Origin of the sequence: Phyllobacterium sp. YR531 (assembly GCF_000282595.1) — a bacterium.
Taxonomy (GTDB): Bacteria; Pseudomonadota; Alphaproteobacteria; order Rhizobiales; family Rhizobiaceae; genus Phyllobacterium.
This window is the reverse complement of sequence record NZ_AKIZ01000003.1, coordinates 128,552-143,862: the sequence shown is the minus strand read 5'-3', so window position 1 is coordinate 143,862 and position 15,311 is coordinate 128,552. Positions and strand designations below refer to the sequence as shown.

The following is a 15,311-nucleotide window of genomic DNA, read 5'->3' as shown; positions in this document are numbered from 1 at the left end:
CATATGCGTGGCGTATTGAGGCATGCATATGGAACACAGGGACCCCCCGAATGATCTGGCAAACTGGAGCGAGACATGAACGCCGCTGTCCTGTTCGAAAAAGTATCGCGCTTTTTTGGTGCTGTCCGGGCTGTAGATTCTGTTGACCTTGCAGTCGAAGAGGGTGAGTTCTTTGCCATGCTTGGCCCCTCAGGCTCAGGCAAGACGACTTGCCTGCGCCTGATGGCGGGTTTCGAACAACCAACCGGCGGGCATATCGAGATTTTTGGCGAGACCGCAGAAGGCATCCCGCCATACCGGCGTAACGTCAACACGGTGTTTCAGGATTACGCGCTGTTTCCGCATCTGACCATTCTCGACAATGTTGCCTATGGGCTGATGGTAAAAGGTGTTGCCCGGGAAGAACGCCGGAAGGCAGCGGAAGATGCCTTGGCTATGGTGAAACTGCCCGGCTATGGAGCGAGGCGGCCGGGTCAGCTATCCGGTGGTCAACGACAACGCGTTGCGCTGGCCCGGGCACTTGTCAACAAACCAAAGGTTCTGCTTTTGGATGAGCCCTTGGGCGCGCTCGACTTGAAGTTGCGCGAACAGATGCAGGACGAATTGAAATCCTTGCAAAAGTCGCTCGGCATTACATTTGTCTTTGTTACTCACGATCAAGGCGAGGCGTTGTCCATGGCTGACCGTATCGCCGTATTCAATGAAGGCAAAATACAACAACTTGGCACTCCTGAAGAGGTCTACAAGCGACCATCTACCCGATTTGTAGCAGATTTCGTCGGCTCATCGAATATTTTGGAGCCGGAGTTTGTCAAGAAGCTGGGCGGCAAGGCGGGACTTGCCAGCCTGCGTCCGGAGGCAATAGAGCTGAATAACAAGCGGGCAGGGCAGCTCTCAATTTCCGGTACTGTAATTTCACGCAGTTTCCTTGGTGCCTCCAATCGTATCATTGTCATTGTTGGCGATACAAAGCTGCATATTACCAGTCCTGCCACTCAGCCCGTGCCGGAGGAGGGTAGCACTGTCTCATTGAGTTTTGCGCCAAACGATCTCCATCTCATGGAGACAACGACATGAGCACGGTGACCAGCCAACGAGTCATGCTGGCGAAGGAAGCCGGACTTGTAGGGCGTATATCGGATTTCTTCTGGAAGCATCCACATGTATTCCTGGCCCTGATGCTGGCTCCGCCACTGCTTTGGCTGGGCATCATTTACCTTGGATCGCTTCTTGCACTTCTGCTGCAAAGTTTCTTCTCGATCGACGATTATTCAGGATTGGTGAATTATGAGTTCACCTTGTCCACCTACGGGCAATTGTTGAACGAGACCAATCTCGATATCATCATCCGCACCGTTTCGATGGCGGTGATTGTCACGCTTTTCTCCGCTCTTATAGCCTTCCCCATCGCTTATTACGCAGCGCGATACGCTAAGGGGAAATGGAAAGCATTTTTCTATCTGGGCGTCATGCTGCCCCTGTGGTCGAGCTATCTCGTCAAGATATATGCGTGGAAGCTTATTTTAGCCAAAGAAGGAATACTGACTTGGCTCCTGACAAAACTGAACCTCCTTTGGCTACTTGATGCCTGGCTGTCTCTTCCTGTTATCGGCGGCAATTCCCTGTCAGTCAGTTACACGGGCACCTTCATTGTATTCGTCTATGTTTGGCTTCCATTCATGATTCTGCCCATACAGGCGTCGCTGGAACGTGTACCCGTCAACCTGATCGAAGCATCATCTGATCTTGGCAGCACACCACAGCAGACATTCCGCCACGTGCTGTTGCCATTGGCTTTGCCCGGAATCGTGGCCGGATCAATTTTCACTTTTTCATTGACGCTTGGCGACTACATCATCCCGCAGATCATCGGCTCGTCGCGATTATTCATCGGTCAGGCAGTTTATGCGCAACAGGGAACTGCCGGGAACATTCCATTGGCTGCAGCTTTCACTGTGGTCCCGATTATCATCATGGGCCTTTATCTATGGATGGCACGACGTATGGGGGCTTTCGATGCGCTCTGATCGTTCCGCCTCTGCGCCACTTGGCCTGAAGATTGCCGCTGCTGGCGGTCTGGTTTTCTTGCATGTGCCAATTTTGCTGATTTTCCTTTATGCTTTTACCACCGAGGAAAAAAGCTATCAGTTTCCACCCCCGGGCCTGACCCTACAATGGTTTGCCGTGACGTGGAATCGGCCGGATGTATGGGAGGCACTAAGCCTTTCGGTTCGCGTTGCGTCGATTGCTACTGCCATCGCGCTGGTTCTGGGAACGTTGTGTGCAGCAGCAGTGAGCCAGACCCGGTTTTTTGGGCGTGAAACAATATCGCTGCTGGTCATTCTGCCGATTGCTCTACCGGGGATTATCACTGGTATCGCTCTCCGCTCAGCATTCAGCATGGCGGAAATTCCATTCTCAATCTGGACCATTGTGCTTGGTCACGCCACCTTTTGCGTCGTGGTCGTCTACAACAATGCGATTGCGCGCTTCCGGCGTATTTCGGGATCGCTTGTCGAAGCTTCAATGGACCTTGGGGCGAATGGCTTTCAGACCTTCCGCCATGTCATCCTGCCCAACATCGGCACCGCGCTTCTGGCAGGCGGAATGCTGGCTTTTGCCCTGTCATTTGACGAGGTGATTGTCACTACATTCACAGGAGGGCAGCAGTCGACTTTGCCAATCTGGATGTTGCAAGAGTTGATCCGGCCACGTCAGCGGCCCGTTACGAATGTTGTAGCGATGGTCGTTGTCCTCGTGACGTTTCTGCCGATCCTTGCTGCCTACTATCTTACACGCGACGGCGACCAGATCGCTGGTTCCGGCAAATAATCATGGGAGAAAGAAGAATGGACACGCAATTGCTGATCGGTTCGAAATTCGAAGCCGGGACAGAGGTTGAAGAACAGATTCTCAATCCCCGAACAGGCGCAAAGATCATAGATCTGGCAGAGGCCTCCCATAGTCAGATTGACGCGGCGGTAGATGCTGCTGAACGTGCCTTCGTTTCATGGTCGCAGACGACACCAGCCGAGCGGTCAGGTTACCTTCTGAAAATTGCAGACGCCATAGAGCAACATGCGGACGATTTTGCTGCACTAGAGGCCCTCAACTGCGGAAAACCCATCAATGCGGTACGCAATGATGAGTTGCCAGCAATAATCGATTGCTGGCGTTTTTTCGCAGGTGCCGTCCGATCCATGCAAGCGCCCGTTGCAGGCGAGTATCTTCCCGGGCATACCTCTATGGTTCGTCGTGACGCCATTGGTATTGTTGGCTCCATTGCGCCTTGGAACTACCCGCTAATGATGATGGCATGGAAGCTGGCCCCAGCCATTGCGGGCGGCAACACAGTGGTATTCAAACCCTCTGAACAGACACCACTTACGGCTTTGAAGATGGCCCGACTGCTCGCTGAAATACTGCCTGAGGGTGTAGTGAATGTCATTCTTGGCCGTGGCGATACGGTGGGTAATGCCCTGATCAACCACCCTAAAATCGGCATGGTATCGATTACCGGTGACATTGCGACGGGAAAGAAAGTGCTGCAGGCGGCAGCAAAGACGGTGAAGCGCACTCATTTGGAGCTTGGCGGTAAGGCACCTGTCATTGTTTACAACGATGCCGATCTTGAAGCCGTGGTTAATGGCATCCGTACTTTTGGCTATTACAATGCGGGGCAGGACTGCACTGCGGCTTGCCGGATATATGCGCAGGACGGTATTTATGAAAAGCTTGTTGCTGACCTGACATCGGCTGTTTCAACCATTCGTTACAATGATTCAGACGATACGGTAAATGAGATCGGGCCATTGATCTCTGGCCGACAGCGTGATCGCGTCGCCAGCTTTGTCGAGCGCGCAACAGAGCAAAAACATATAGAGATTACAACGGGCGGTCGTGCAGGGAGTGCCGAAGGTTTCTTTTTTCAGCCTACCGTTGTCGCCGGAGCAACTCAGGAGGACGAAATTGTCCGGCGTGAGGTTTTTGGCCCGGTTGTTTCGGTTACTCGTTTTCGCGCAGATGATGAAGCCGTAAACTGGGCAAACGACAGTGATTATGGGCTGGCATCTTCAGTATGGACAAAGGATATCTCCAAAGCGATGAAGGCTGCATCGAGACTGCAATATGGTTGTACGTGGATCAATACGCATTTCATGCTGACCAATGAAATGCCCCATGGTGGTGTCAAACAATCAGGCTATGGGAAAGACATGTCTGTTTATGCCTTGGAGGATTATACCGCCGTGCGCCACATCATGATCAATCACGGCTGAGAGCTTGGGTGGGGAAGCGTTAAAAATCGGCTTTGCCAAAATTCCGGCGATACGCATTGAGCACCTTGATACGTGCACGAACAAAAGTGCTCCAACACGCCAAGCGTGCATCGTTTTCCAGTTCAGCTGTCTGACGTGCAGCGACCGAGTAGTTGCAGGAGTCCTCGGCAAATTTCCGCCAGCTTGTCTGGGCAGTCAATAATAGCTTTGCTGCCTCGGCATTCTGCGGTTGGACGAAATCATGCATGCTGTCAATTGCTGTGGAGAGGTCGGCTTCCAGTTTATCATCCAAACAGGCGCGCACCTCGGCCATGTTGGATGCGTTTGTCTCGCAGTCCTCGGCGCGCACGGAGACTGATAATGCCAACTGCAATAATATGAGAAAGCCTAATGGCAAAAAACGCGTCTTCATGATTGTTTCTCGTCCAATGACACAAGAGCAGGATCAATGCTCTCAATCTTCTGTTCGGTTGTTGGTTGCGCGTTTTTCCGACCGGCATCGGTTGAGACCGGGACTAGCCAGGTTGTGATGAATGTAAGAACCGCGACCACGAACACTCCCCAGAACGTCCAATGCAGTGCAGAATAGAAGACCGACTGAATTGCGGGGTTTGAGGAAAGGTTGATCAAGCCTGCGGGCTGGTTCAACATGTTGTGCAACTGATCCGCAAGTTCTCCGCTGCCAAAGTGTAATATGCCGACATTCAGGATTGCACCGAGTGCTGTCGCGCCAAGTGTATTGCCGAGGCTTCGTGAGAAAATTATAGATGCGGTTGCACTGCCGCGCATTGACCAGTCAACGCTCTCTTGAACCAGAATGATACTGGTAAAATTGATCAGGCCCATCCCAAAACCCATCATGAAAGCACCTATCCCGGCAACGACCGGGCTGCTGTCGATGTGCAGGAAAGGCAAAAGTGCGGCACCGAGGGGGAACATGCAACTTCCGACGCGTAAGGTGTTTCGAATTCCAAAAGTACTGAACAAGCGACCAGAGAGCATTACGGCTAATGGCCATCCTACAATGAGCATCGTCAACGTAAAACCAGCGACCAGCGGTGAACGCCCGAGTACACCTTGCACATAAATGGGCAGCATGGTGGTCAGGCCGATAAGAGCCATGCCAGCCAGAAGGACAACAGTATTGCTCGTTGCGATCAGTCTGCGACTCCAGAGTTCCAACGATATTATCGGTTCAGGAGCCCGGCGCTCTTGCAGGAGAAAGAGATAGCCGGCGACAACTACCAGTACGGCGAGTGCCGTAAGTACCACGAAACCCGCATCAGTCTCGGTAAGCATGATCAGGAGCGACACAATTGCTATCGAGAAAAGCACCGTTCCGAGATAATCAATTTTCACCTGCCTATGTTCGATTGTTTCATGCAGAAAAAGCACGAAGCCAAGTATTGTGAGTATGCCCAAGGGAATGTTGATCCAGAAAATCCATCCCCACGAAACGTAGTCGACGATTAGGCCACCTGCGAGCGGACCCACCACTGCGGAGAACGCCCAAACGGTTGCAAGGCCGCCTTGTACTTTTGCGCGTTTCTCAAGCGTGTAGAGATCACCAACCACCGTCATCGCTACGGGCGTAATTGCTCCGGCACCAATACCCTGCAACAAGCGGAATCCGATGAGGGATGCCATTGACCAGGCAAAACCTGCAAGTGTGGAAGCGATAAGAAATATGATAATGCCCACTACCAATATGGGCTTGCGTCCAAAGGTGTCGGATAGTTTGCCATAGATAATAGTGGTCGTTGATTGCGCCAGAAGAAATGCCGAGAATACCCAACTGTAGTAGGTAAACCCACCAAGCTCGCCGACAATATGAGGCATGGCTGTCGCGACAATCGTTGCCTCTATAGCAACCATAAAGGTCGCCAGCACGATCGATACGATAACCAATGGGCGGTTCGTTTTGGAAACTTTATCGATCATGATGATTTCTTCTGACGTTTTCTCGAGAACGGCGGCATTCGCCGGCCAGGCAGCCAGCACTCCAATAATTCGTTCCTGATAGTGAGCTTTGTTGGCGACGGGAATCTTGGCGCAGAAATCGCGCACTGCAATTCAATCCCTGTCCAGATGTAATGTCAACGCAGTTCGAGCTTCATTTCAGCATTTGCTTGCTGAGCCTGAAGCGGAAGCTGAAAAATAAACACTATGTCATACTGTCACGGTAAATAGTGACAGGCAGGCTAGGATGACAGAAAACCCTAGCCCCTATATGGCAAGCATTGGGCAACAGTCCCTATATCGTCACGACAATCTTGCCAAACTGTTGGTTTGATTCAAGAAAGCGATGAGCTTCGACGATGTTCTCAAAGGGGAATGTTCTATCGATCACTGGTTTGAGTTCACCAGACTCCAACCCGGCCAGAATGAATCTTTTGGCGTCAGCCAGTTTTTTGTCGTCAGTAATAACTTCATGGACGAGATAGCCGCGTAGCGTCAGTCTTCGGCTCAGCACATTGAACAAGGGAAATGGCGTTGGTTCCTTGCTTAGGCCACCATACTCAATAAGAATCCCACCCTCGGACATAGAACCAGTGAATGCCTCGAACATTGGCCCGCCAACAGCGTCGAACACCACTCTGATACCTGACGAACCGGAAATCTCCTTCAGCTTCTGCTCCAAGTCTTCTTCGTCTGAAATGATTACATGTTGCGCGCCATGCTCAAGCAGTGCGTCTTTCTTGGCGGATGTGCGCGTGACAGCGATTGTGTTTGCTCCAACCATGTTTCCAATCTGTATGGCGGCAAGTCCAACACTGCTGGATGCTGCGGTGATGACAAGGAAGTCGTCTTTGCGCAACTGTGCTATGTCAATCAAGGCGCCGTAAGCAGTGAGATACTGCATCCACAAAGCTGCGGCTTCTACCCAACCGAGGGATGGAGGGTGTTTAACCAGCAGTCTTGCAGGAAAGATTGCGGCTTCACCATAGGCAGGCCAGCGAGCCATCGAAACAGGGGGTACAACACTTACAATATCGCCCAGTGCGAAGTCACGCACGCCCTCACCAATAGCCTCGACTATGCCCGCCGCTTCCAATCCCAAACCGGACGGCAGAGCCGGTGTTTCGATGTAGGTTCCTGACCGGAACAGCGCTTCCGCTCGATTGAGACCAAGCGCTTTTACCCGTATTCGTACGTCTTGCTGACCGAGAGCGGGGAGATCAACATTCTCAATATGGAGAACCTCCGGTGCACCAAACTCGTGAAGGCGAACTATGCGTGTCATGTCATAACTCCAAACTATTTGAACTCAATAGCCTATGACAGGAATAGAAATTTGGATAAATTAGCTTATGAGCAGTGCAGTCAAAACCAGGAGTTTTGAATATGGATCGTCTTCTAAGTATGACTGTGTTTGTGAAAGCGGTGGATTTAGGTTCATTTGCTGCTGCCGCGGATCATCTGGGTTTATCCGCACCTATGGTTGGCAAGCATGTCCGCTTTCTCGAAGAGCGCCTTGGTCTGCGTCTCCTTAACCGGACAACCCGCCGCCAAAGCCTGACAGATTTTGGCCACGCATATTATGAAAGCTGCCGTTTGATTCTTGCGGAAGTAGAATCGGCTGATGCTTTTGCCGCGGATCAGCTTTTGGAGCCGCGCGGAAAGTTACGGGTTACCATGCCCGTGCATTTCGGGCGGCACTGCGTTACGCCAATTTTGCTCAAACTTGCCCAGCAATATCCTTCATTGGAGCTGGATTTATCCTATAGCGATGGTTTTTCCGATCTTGCAGAGGACGGATTTGATCTGGCCATCAGAACTGGCGATCCGGAAGACAGGGCAGGGATTACCGCCCGCCGAGTTGCACGCCAGCATATGATTGTCTGTGCATCGCCATCCTATCTTGCAAAACATGGCAAGCCCGAACAGGTAAGTGATTTTAGCCAACATCAGGCAATAATATATCGGCGGTCAGGCCGTATACGCCAATGGGTATTTCCGGACGGCGAGGCTCTGTTGCCAAGAAACCGGATACGTCTCGATGATCTCGACGCGATTGCTGATGCGGCAGTCAGCGGGATGGGGTTGGCTTGGCTCCCAAGCTGGTTGGTGCGCGAACGTCTTCAGCAAGGCTTGCTCGTTCATTTGGTGCCAGATCAGCCGGGACTGCTTTACGACTGCTACGCGATGTGGCTGCAGACACCTCACTTGTCGTTAAAGGTAAGGGTTGCTGTAGATGCACTGGCAGGCGCTTTGCCTAAGATGATTTGATTCTGCAAATAGGCCGTCAAGGCATGCTTGCTTCGCTGAATAACAAGTGCCCGATATCCACAGCTGCAGATGATTCGTGTCAAGATTTTGAAGTTTCTGTGAACTAGCTGTTGACGCAATTTTAACCTGGTCTACTATATATAGTGTTCGAGGTTCTTTCGATTCGCAAGACTGGGAAGCTAAGACGGGAATTTGGTGAGTGGTGCCTTTTAAGGGCGCCGTAATGCCGGAGCTGCCCCCGCAACTGTAAGCGGCGAGTATTCATTCGACAATGCCACTGGCGCGATATGCCGGGAAGGTAGAATGGGTGCAATGATCCGCAAGCCAGGAGACCTGCCTCGATCGAACAAGTCCACCGGCGGGGTGCCGGGAGGGTTGCGAACGTGATGTGAGGCGATGACGCCGCACGTGCCGCTTCCCCTGACCTCGCCATAAGCAAGTGACGGGGTGATATCAATGAGCAATCTTTCCAGTGCATTGAATGCCAGTGGTTCGGATTTGGTCCGATATGTAAACGCCCTCATACGCATTTCCCAGACCTATTGAGCCTGCGGCAATTCAATTGCCGGGGCATGTTCCCACGACTAGAGCCATACGAGGAAAAAATGAGCATTATCGTCTACAGCAAGCCTGCCTGTGTTCAGTGCACTGCAACTACCCGCGCTTTGGATCGTCACGGCGTGGAGTATGACGTTATTGATGTATCAAGCGACCCGGATGCTTTTGAACTGGTTCAAAGCCTCGGTTACCGCCAGGTGCCGGTTGTAATTGCTGGCGAGCAGCATTGGGCTGGTTTCCGCCCGGATATGATCAACGCACTCGCTTAGCAGGGGCAGGCGTGATGGGTGGGATCGTTTATTTTTCCAGCAAGTCGGAAAATACCCACCGGTTCGTCACCAAGCTGGGCCTTGCCTTGCAACGGATACCCATCAGCTCCCGTGAGGAGCTGAAAACAGACAGTCCCTATATTCTGATTGTGCCGACATATAGCGGCGATGGCGGCAAGGGTGCCGTTCCAAAACAGGTAATCCGCTTCCTTAACGAGGCGGGAAACCGATCAAACCTCCGCGGGGTCATTTCTGCGGGAAACAGCAACTTCGGCAAGACTTTCGGGATTGCCGGCGACATCATCTCCGCCAAATGCCAGGTGCCTTACCTTTACAGGTTTGAGCTCATCGGCACGCAGGAGGATGTCGTAAACGTGAAACATGGATTGGAACGATTTTGGACACCCTCACCCTTGAAAGGCCAGTGAAAGTCGCCGAGCCGGTGCTGGACTATCACGCACTCAACGCTATGTTGAACCTCTATGACGAGGAGGGGAAGATCCAGCTCGATCAGGATCGTATGGCGGCGAAGCAGTATTTTCTGCAGCATGTAAACCAGAACACAGTATTCTTTCATAATTTGCGCGAGAAACTCGATTATCTGGTCACCGAGGGCTATTACGAGCGCGAGGTACTTGATCAATATTCCTTCAATTATGTGCGGGACCTGTTTGACTACGCCTATGAAAAGAAATTCCGATTTCCAACGTTTCTGGGCGCTTTCAAGTATTATACCAGCTACACGCTGAAAACCTTCGATGGCAAACGCTATCTTGAGCGCTACGAAGACCGTATCTGTATGGTGGCTCTGGCGCTGGCACAAGGCAACGAAGCTCTGGCGCGGGATATGGTGGACGAGATCATTTCCGGGCGTTTTCAACCTGCGACCCCAACCTTCCTCAATGCGGGAAAGAAACAGCGCGGCGAACTCGTCTCATGCTTTCTGCTGAGAGTCGAAGACAATATGGAATCGATTGCGCGCGGCATTAACTCGGCGCTGCAACTTTCCAAGCGTGGTGGCGGCGTCGCCTTATCGCTGACGAATATTCGCGAAGCCGGAGCACCGATCAAACAGATCGAAAACCAGTCTTCAGGTATTATTCCAGTCATGAAATTGCTGGAGGATAGCTTCTCATACGCCAATCAGCTTGGCGCACGGCAGGGTGCCGGTGCTGTCTACCTGAATGCACACCACCCTGACATCATGCGTTTTCTGGATACGAAGCGTGAAAACGCTGACGAGAAGATTCGCATCAAGACATTGTCGCTCGGGGTTGTCGTACCGGACATTACCTTTGAGCTGGCAAAGAATAATGAGGACATGTATCTGTTTTCGCCTTATGACGTCGAGCGCGTCTATGGGGTTGCCTTTACGGAAATATCGGTAACAGAAAAGTACCGCGAAATGGTTGCGGATTCCCGTATCCGCAAGAAGAAGATCAAGGCACGTGATTTCTTTCAGGTGATTGCAGAAATCCAGTTCGAAAGCGGCTATCCCTACATCATGTTTGAAGACACGGTGAACCGCGCCAATCCAATCGCTGGCCGCATCACCATGAGCAATTTATGTTCTGAAATTCTTCAGGTTAGCGAAGCCAGCGAATACAATGCCGACTTGTCCTACGAACATATGGGCAAGGATATTTCTTGCAATCTTGGCTCGTTGAATATCGCTGCTGCCATGGATTCTGCTGATTTCGGCAAGACCATCGAAACGGCAATCCGATCGTTGACCGCTGTTTCGGATATGAGCCACATCTCTTCGGTGCCTTCAATCGAGAAAGGCAACGACGATAGCCATGCTATTGGCCTTGGCCAGATGAATCTGCACGGCTATCTGGCCCGTGAGCGGATATATTATGGCTCTGAAGAAGGTGTAGATTTCACCAATATCTATTTCTACACGGTCACCTATCACGCTGTTCGCGCATCCAACCGTTTGGCCGTGGAGCGTGGTCAAAGCTTCAAGGGCTTTGAAAACTCCAAATACGCATCCGGCGAATATTTTGACAAATATACGGAGCAGGAGTGGGTGCCGGCAACCGAGCGTGTCCGTGAGTTGTTTGAAACAGCAGGCATCGAAATTCCTACGCAGGAAGACTGGATCGCACTTAAACAGGCGGTGATGGCTTCCGGTCTCTATAATCAAAACCTGCAGGCTGTGCCGCCAACAGGATCGATCTCCTACATCAATCACTCGACCTCATCTATCCATCCGATCGTCTCGAAGATCGAAATTCGTAAGGAAGGCAAGATCGGTCGCGTTTACTATCCGGCTGCCTTCTTGACCAACGATAACCTTGATTATTATCAGGACGCCTATGAAATCGGGCCGGAAAAAATTATTGATACCTATGCCGCGGCAACGCAGCATGTCGATCAGGGTCTGTCACTGACATTGTTCTTCCGCGATACGGCAACCACGCGCGATATCAACAAGGCGCAAATTTACGCCTGGAAGAAGGGTATTAAGACGATCTACTACATCCGTCTTCGTCAAATGGCTTTGTCAGGCACGGAAGTGCAGGGCTGCGTATCCTGCACGCTTTGATATTCTGGGGAAACAAATGAACATTCAAGTCAAGAACAAGGCTGCAAAGCTCCCCGCACCGGTGCGTGCCATTAATTGGAACCGTATTGAGGACGATAAGGATCTGGAAGTATGGAATCGGCTTACCGGTAATTTCTGGCTACCGGAAAAGGTACCGCTATCAAATGATATTCCTTCTTGGGCAGCCTTACGGCCTGAAGAACAGCAGCTCACCATTCGTGTTTTCACGGGCTTGACTCTCCTCGATACAATCCAGACAAGCGTGGGTGCACCGAAACTGATGGAAGATTCGATCACTCCTCACGAGGAGGCGGTCTACTCCAATATTTCCTTTATGGAAGCCGTACATGCCCGGTCCTATTCGTCGATCTTCTCGACCTTGTGCTCGACTCCGGATGTCGATGATGCCTATCGCTGGTCAGAGGAAAACGAGCATCTGCAGAAGAAGTCTGCGCTTGTTCTGGAGCAGTATCGCAATCCCGATCCGCTAAAGCGCAAGATTGCCAGTGTATTTCTTGAAAGCTTCCTGTTCTATTCCGGTTTCTATCTGCCAATGTTCTGGTCGAGCCGGGCCAAGCTGACAAACACAGCCGACATGATCCGCCTCATTATACGTGACGAGGCAGTGCATGGTTATTACATCGGCTACAAGTTCCAGCGTGGTCTGGAGGGGCTTGGCGAGGAGCGCCGCCTTGAAATCAAGGATTTCGCTTTCGACTTGTTGCTTGAGCTTTATGATAATGAAGCGAAATATACCGAGACGCTTTATGACGGTGTAGGCCTGACCGAAGATGTGAAAAAGTTTCTGCACTATAATGCCAACAAAGCATTGATGAACCTTGGATATGAGGCACTCTTCCCGGCAGAAGCTTGCAAGGTGAACCCGGCAATCCTGTCGGCATTGTCACCCAATGCTGATGAAAACCACGACTTCTTCTCTGGTTCCGGCTCATCCTATGTCATAGGCAAGGCGATTGCGACTGAAGACGAAGACTGGGATTTTTAAAGTAAGTCGGCAGGAGCCGCCAAGTTTTTGACGGCTCCTTGTTGTTTTAAACAGCTAAAGCTCGCAGCTCCCTCGCGGCCGAAACCATGTTGACGAGAGCAGGCCGAACTTCCTCCCACTTCCGTGTCTTCAGGCCGCAGTCCGGATTTACCCAGAGCTGACCGTCTGACAGCCGTTTACGGGCGAGCTTCAACAAATTCATCATCTCCCCAACCTCGGGAACCCGCGGCGAGTGGATATCATAGACGCCAGGTCCGATTTCATTTGGATACTTGTACGTTTTGAAAGCATCCAGAAGTTCCATCTTCGACCGCGATGTTTCGATGGAAATCACGTCCGCATCCATTGCAGCGATGGCATCGATAATGTCATTGAACTCTGAATAGCACATATGGGTGTGTATTTGAGTATCATCCGCGACGCCGGTCGAGCATAACCGGAAGCTTTCCACAGCCCAATCGAGGTAGGTTTTCCAATCAGCCTTACGCAAAGGCAGTCCTTCCCGAAGGGCAGCTTCATCGATCTGGATCATCGCTGCGCCAGCTTTTTCAAGATCGGTCACTTCATCACGGATAGCGAGTGCGATCTGTCGGCATGTGGCAGAACGGGGTAGGTCATCACGCACAAAGGACCAATTGAGAATGGTCACCGGACCTGTAAGCATACCCTTGACCGGTTTGTCCGTGAGGGATTGTGCATATTTCCACCAGCCCACTGTCATCGGGCGAGGGCGGGAGACGTCACCGAAGATGATTGGCGGGCGGACATACCGCGAACCGTAACTCTGCACCCAGGCATGCTGCGTAAAGGCAAAACCTGATAGCTGTTCGCCGAAATATTGCACCATGTCATTACGTTCGAATTCGCCGTGAACCAATACGTCGAGACCAATTTCTTCCTGCCACCGGATAGCTGCCTCGGTTTCCTTTCGCAGGAAGCCTTCATATTCAATATAGGTAATTTCACCCTTGGCATGGGAAGAACGTACTTTACGCACCTCCGATGTCTGAGGGAAGGAGCCTATGGTCGTTGTGGGAAATGCCGGAAGGCCAAGCTTGTCAATTTGCAACTTCTGACGCTGCCAGAACAGGCTTTTACGGTTTTTTATGGCATCGCCAATTCCGGCGATACGTTCTTGCACCAATGGACTATGTACTTTTGTCGAAGCGCGACGGGAAGCAATTGCATCTCCCGCCTCTCTTAGCTCAGCTGCAACACTATTTTTCCCCTCAGATAAGGCATGGCCAAGAATGGAAAGCTCATCCATTTTTTGAACTGAGAAAGCCAGCCAGTTTTTAAGATCACTCTCCAGTTTGGTTTCGAGTTCCAGATCAATCGGCACATGCAGCAGTGAACACGATGGTGCGATTTCGATGAGGTCTGTTCCACGTTGCGCAACAAGTTGCTCCACGCGATCGACAATCGCGTTGAGATTGGAACGCCAGATATTGCGGCCATCTATAACGCCAAGCGAGAGCACAAGATCTTTGCGAGCCTTCGATACTAAGTTGGCGAGCTGCTCTGGAGCACGAACCAGATCGACATGCAGACCATGAACAGGTAGGGCAATTGCTGTATCAAGGTTGTCACCCAGTGCACCGAAGTAGGTTGCGAGTAGGATTTTCAGGCTCGGCGAGGCTGCTACCAGCTTGTCATAAGCGAATTTGAACGCATAGCGTTCATTGGGAACCAGATCGAGCACCAAAGCTGGCTCATCAATCTGGACCCAATCAGCACCTGCCTGTGCCAATCTGTTCAAGAGTTCTTCATAGACAGGTAGCAGCTTCTGCAACAGCGCGATCGGATCAAAACCCTCTTCATGCGACTTGGCAAGCTTAAGGAAAGTGACCGGACCGAGAATGACTGGACGTGTATGAATGCCCAGTGCCTTCGCTTCAAGAAAGTGATCTACTGGTTTGGTGGATGATAGGGCGAAAGTTTGATCGTCGGCGAGTTCCGGCACCATGTAGTGATAGTTGGTGTCAAACCATTTTGTCATTTCGAGCGCTGTAACGCCGTGACTATGCCCGTGATGAGGGTGGCTACATCCGCCTGCAGAATCTCCCTGGCTGCCGCGGGCCATGGCAAAGTATGTTTCCAATGAAACCTCTCCACCACTCCATCCGTAAGATACAGGAATAGCGCCGACCATAACGGCCGTATCAAGAACATGATCATATAATGAGAAATCGTTTGACGCGATTTTCGTGATCCCACGATCGCGTTGTTCCATCCAGTTGGCGGCGCGTAATTTTTGTGCCGTCTTGAGGAGCTCGCTGTGGGAAGACTTTTTCGCCCAGTAAGCCTCAAGGGCAAATTTCAGTTCGCGGCGCCGCCCGATGCGAGGCACGCCGAGTGTGGCGATGGAAATTTTAGATTTAGACATAGTTGTAACCCCGACATAAGTTGGGGGCATGGGT

At 51.5% G+C, this 15,311-nt stretch carries 13 protein-coding genes and 1 riboswitch; of the genes, 9 read left to right on the top strand and 4 right to left on the bottom strand.

Going from position 1 to position 15,311, the window contains the following annotated elements:
- Nucleotides 1–75: 75 nt before the first annotated feature.
- The 4 genes from PMI41_RS01895 to PMI41_RS01880 are packed head-to-tail and all read left to right on the top strand — an operon-like array spanning nucleotide 76 to nucleotide 4,277.
- Nucleotides 76–1,077, top strand: coding sequence for an ABC transporter ATP-binding protein (locus PMI41_RS01895; RefSeq protein ID WP_008121185.1), 1,002 nt, complete (start codon nucleotides 76–78; stop codon nucleotides 1,075–1,077).
- Nucleotides 1,074–2,027 carry an ABC transporter permease gene (locus tag PMI41_RS01890; protein WP_008121184.1) on the top strand — a complete coding sequence of 318 codons (954 nt, stop codon included), beginning with the start codon at nucleotides 1,074–1,076 and terminating at the stop codon, nucleotides 2,025–2,027. The genes PMI41_RS01895 and PMI41_RS01890 overlap by 4 nt, the downstream gene beginning before the upstream one ends.
- Nucleotides 2,017–2,832, top strand: coding sequence for an ABC transporter permease (locus PMI41_RS01885; RefSeq protein ID WP_008121182.1), 816 nt, complete (start codon nucleotides 2,017–2,019; stop codon nucleotides 2,830–2,832). The genes PMI41_RS01890 and PMI41_RS01885 overlap by 11 nt, the downstream gene beginning before the upstream one ends.
- Nucleotides 2,833–2,849: 17 nt before the next feature.
- A complete protein-coding gene (locus PMI41_RS01880; RefSeq protein ID WP_008121180.1) occupies nucleotides 2,850–4,277 on the top strand; it encodes a gamma-aminobutyraldehyde dehydrogenase in 1,428 nt (475 codons plus the stop codon).
- Between the two features lie 19 nt (nucleotides 4,278–4,296).
- Here the strand turns inward: PMI41_RS01880 and PMI41_RS01875 are convergent, their stop codons facing one another.
- The 3 genes from PMI41_RS01875 to PMI41_RS01865 all read right to left on the bottom strand — a co-directional run bounded on the left by PMI41_RS01875 (nucleotide 4,297) and on the right by PMI41_RS01865 (nucleotide 7,521).
- On the bottom strand, nucleotides 4,297–4,689 hold the full coding sequence (locus PMI41_RS01875; RefSeq protein ID WP_008121179.1) for a lysozyme inhibitor LprI family protein: 393 nt from the start codon (nucleotides 4,687–4,689) through the stop codon (nucleotides 4,297–4,299).
- The gene (locus PMI41_RS01870) at nucleotides 4,686–6,218 is read right to left on the bottom strand and encodes an MDR family MFS transporter (RefSeq protein WP_081497090.1); all 1,533 of its coding nucleotides are present in this window, start codon (nucleotides 6,216–6,218) and stop codon (nucleotides 4,686–4,688) included. The genes PMI41_RS01875 and PMI41_RS01870 overlap by 4 nt, the downstream gene beginning before the upstream one ends.
- A gap of 313 nt (nucleotides 6,219–6,531) precedes the next feature.
- On the bottom strand, nucleotides 6,532–7,521 hold the full coding sequence (locus tag PMI41_RS01865; RefSeq protein WP_008121174.1) for a zinc-dependent alcohol dehydrogenase family protein: 990 nt from the start codon (nucleotides 7,519–7,521) through the stop codon (nucleotides 6,532–6,534).
- A gap of 101 nt (nucleotides 7,522–7,622) precedes the next feature.
- Between PMI41_RS01865 and PMI41_RS01860 the strand changes: the two genes are divergently transcribed.
- The 5 genes from PMI41_RS01860 (at nucleotide 7,623) to nrdF (ending at nucleotide 12,891) form a co-directional block, all read left to right on the top strand.
- Entirely contained in the window at nucleotides 7,623–8,507 is an 885-nt protein-coding gene (locus PMI41_RS01860; RefSeq protein ID WP_008121171.1) for a LysR family transcriptional regulator, read from the top strand.
- Nucleotides 8,508–8,640: 133 nt separating this feature from the next.
- A riboswitch (cobalamin riboswitch) is annotated at nucleotides 8,641–8,863 on the top strand.
- 249 nt (nucleotides 8,864–9,112) lie between these two features.
- Nucleotides 9,113–9,334 carry a glutaredoxin-like protein NrdH gene (gene nrdH / locus PMI41_RS01850; RefSeq protein ID WP_008121167.1) on the top strand — a complete coding sequence of 74 codons (222 nt, stop codon included), beginning with the start codon at nucleotides 9,113–9,115 and terminating at the stop codon, nucleotides 9,332–9,334.
- 14 nt (nucleotides 9,335–9,348) lie between these two features.
- Nucleotides 9,349–9,762: a class Ib ribonucleoside-diphosphate reductase assembly flavoprotein NrdI gene (gene nrdI, locus PMI41_RS01845; protein WP_008121165.1), complete on the top strand. Its 414-nt coding sequence runs from the start codon at nucleotides 9,349–9,351 to the stop codon at nucleotides 9,760–9,762.
- Nucleotides 9,732–11,885 (top strand): class 1b ribonucleoside-diphosphate reductase subunit alpha, encoded by a 2,154-nt coding sequence (gene nrdE, locus PMI41_RS01840; RefSeq protein WP_008121164.1) that lies wholly within the window; start codon nucleotides 9,732–9,734, stop codon nucleotides 11,883–11,885. Before nrdI ends, nrdE begins: the two co-directional genes overlap by 31 nt.
- Before the next feature lie 16 nt (nucleotides 11,886–11,901).
- A complete protein-coding gene (gene nrdF, locus PMI41_RS01835; RefSeq protein WP_008121162.1) occupies nucleotides 11,902–12,891 on the top strand; it encodes a class 1b ribonucleoside-diphosphate reductase subunit beta in 990 nt (329 codons plus the stop codon).
- A gap of 46 nt (nucleotides 12,892–12,937) precedes the next feature.
- Here the strand turns inward: nrdF and metE are convergent, their stop codons facing one another.
- Nucleotides 12,938–15,256, bottom strand: coding sequence for a 5-methyltetrahydropteroyltriglutamate--homocysteine S-methyltransferase (gene metE, locus PMI41_RS01830; protein WP_040853472.1), 2,319 nt, complete (start codon nucleotides 15,254–15,256; stop codon nucleotides 12,938–12,940).
- Nucleotides 15,257–15,311: the final 55 nt, after the last annotated feature.

Coding starts and splice junctions, on each gene's coding strand:
- PMI41_RS01870 (WP_081497090.1), bottom strand. CDS start 6,218: ATGATCGATAAAGTTTCCAAAACGAACCGCCCATTGGTTATCGTATCG.
- PMI41_RS01885 (WP_008121182.1), top strand. CDS start 2,017: ATGCGCTCTGATCGTTCCGCCTCTGCGCCACTTGGCCTGAAGATTGCC.
- PMI41_RS01895 (WP_008121185.1), top strand. CDS start 76: ATGAACGCCGCTGTCCTGTTCGAAAAAGTATCGCGCTTTTTTGGTGCT.
- nrdI (WP_008121165.1), top strand. CDS start 9,349: ATGGGTGGGATCGTTTATTTTTCCAGCAAGTCGGAAAATACCCACCGG.
- PMI41_RS01875 (WP_008121179.1), bottom strand. CDS start 4,689: ATGAAGACGCGTTTTTTGCCATTAGGCTTTCTCATATTATTGCAGTTG.
- PMI41_RS01890 (WP_008121184.1), top strand. CDS start 1,074: ATGAGCACGGTGACCAGCCAACGAGTCATGCTGGCGAAGGAAGCCGGA.
- PMI41_RS01865 (WP_008121174.1), bottom strand. CDS start 7,521: ATGACACGCATAGTTCGCCTTCACGAGTTTGGTGCACCGGAGGTTCTC.
- PMI41_RS01860 (WP_008121171.1), top strand. CDS start 7,623: ATGGATCGTCTTCTAAGTATGACTGTGTTTGTGAAAGCGGTGGATTTA.
- PMI41_RS01880 (WP_008121180.1), top strand. CDS start 2,850: ATGGACACGCAATTGCTGATCGGTTCGAAATTCGAAGCCGGGACAGAG.
- nrdH (WP_008121167.1), top strand. CDS start 9,113: ATGAGCATTATCGTCTACAGCAAGCCTGCCTGTGTTCAGTGCACTGCA.
- nrdF (WP_008121162.1), top strand. CDS start 11,902: ATGAACATTCAAGTCAAGAACAAGGCTGCAAAGCTCCCCGCACCGGTG.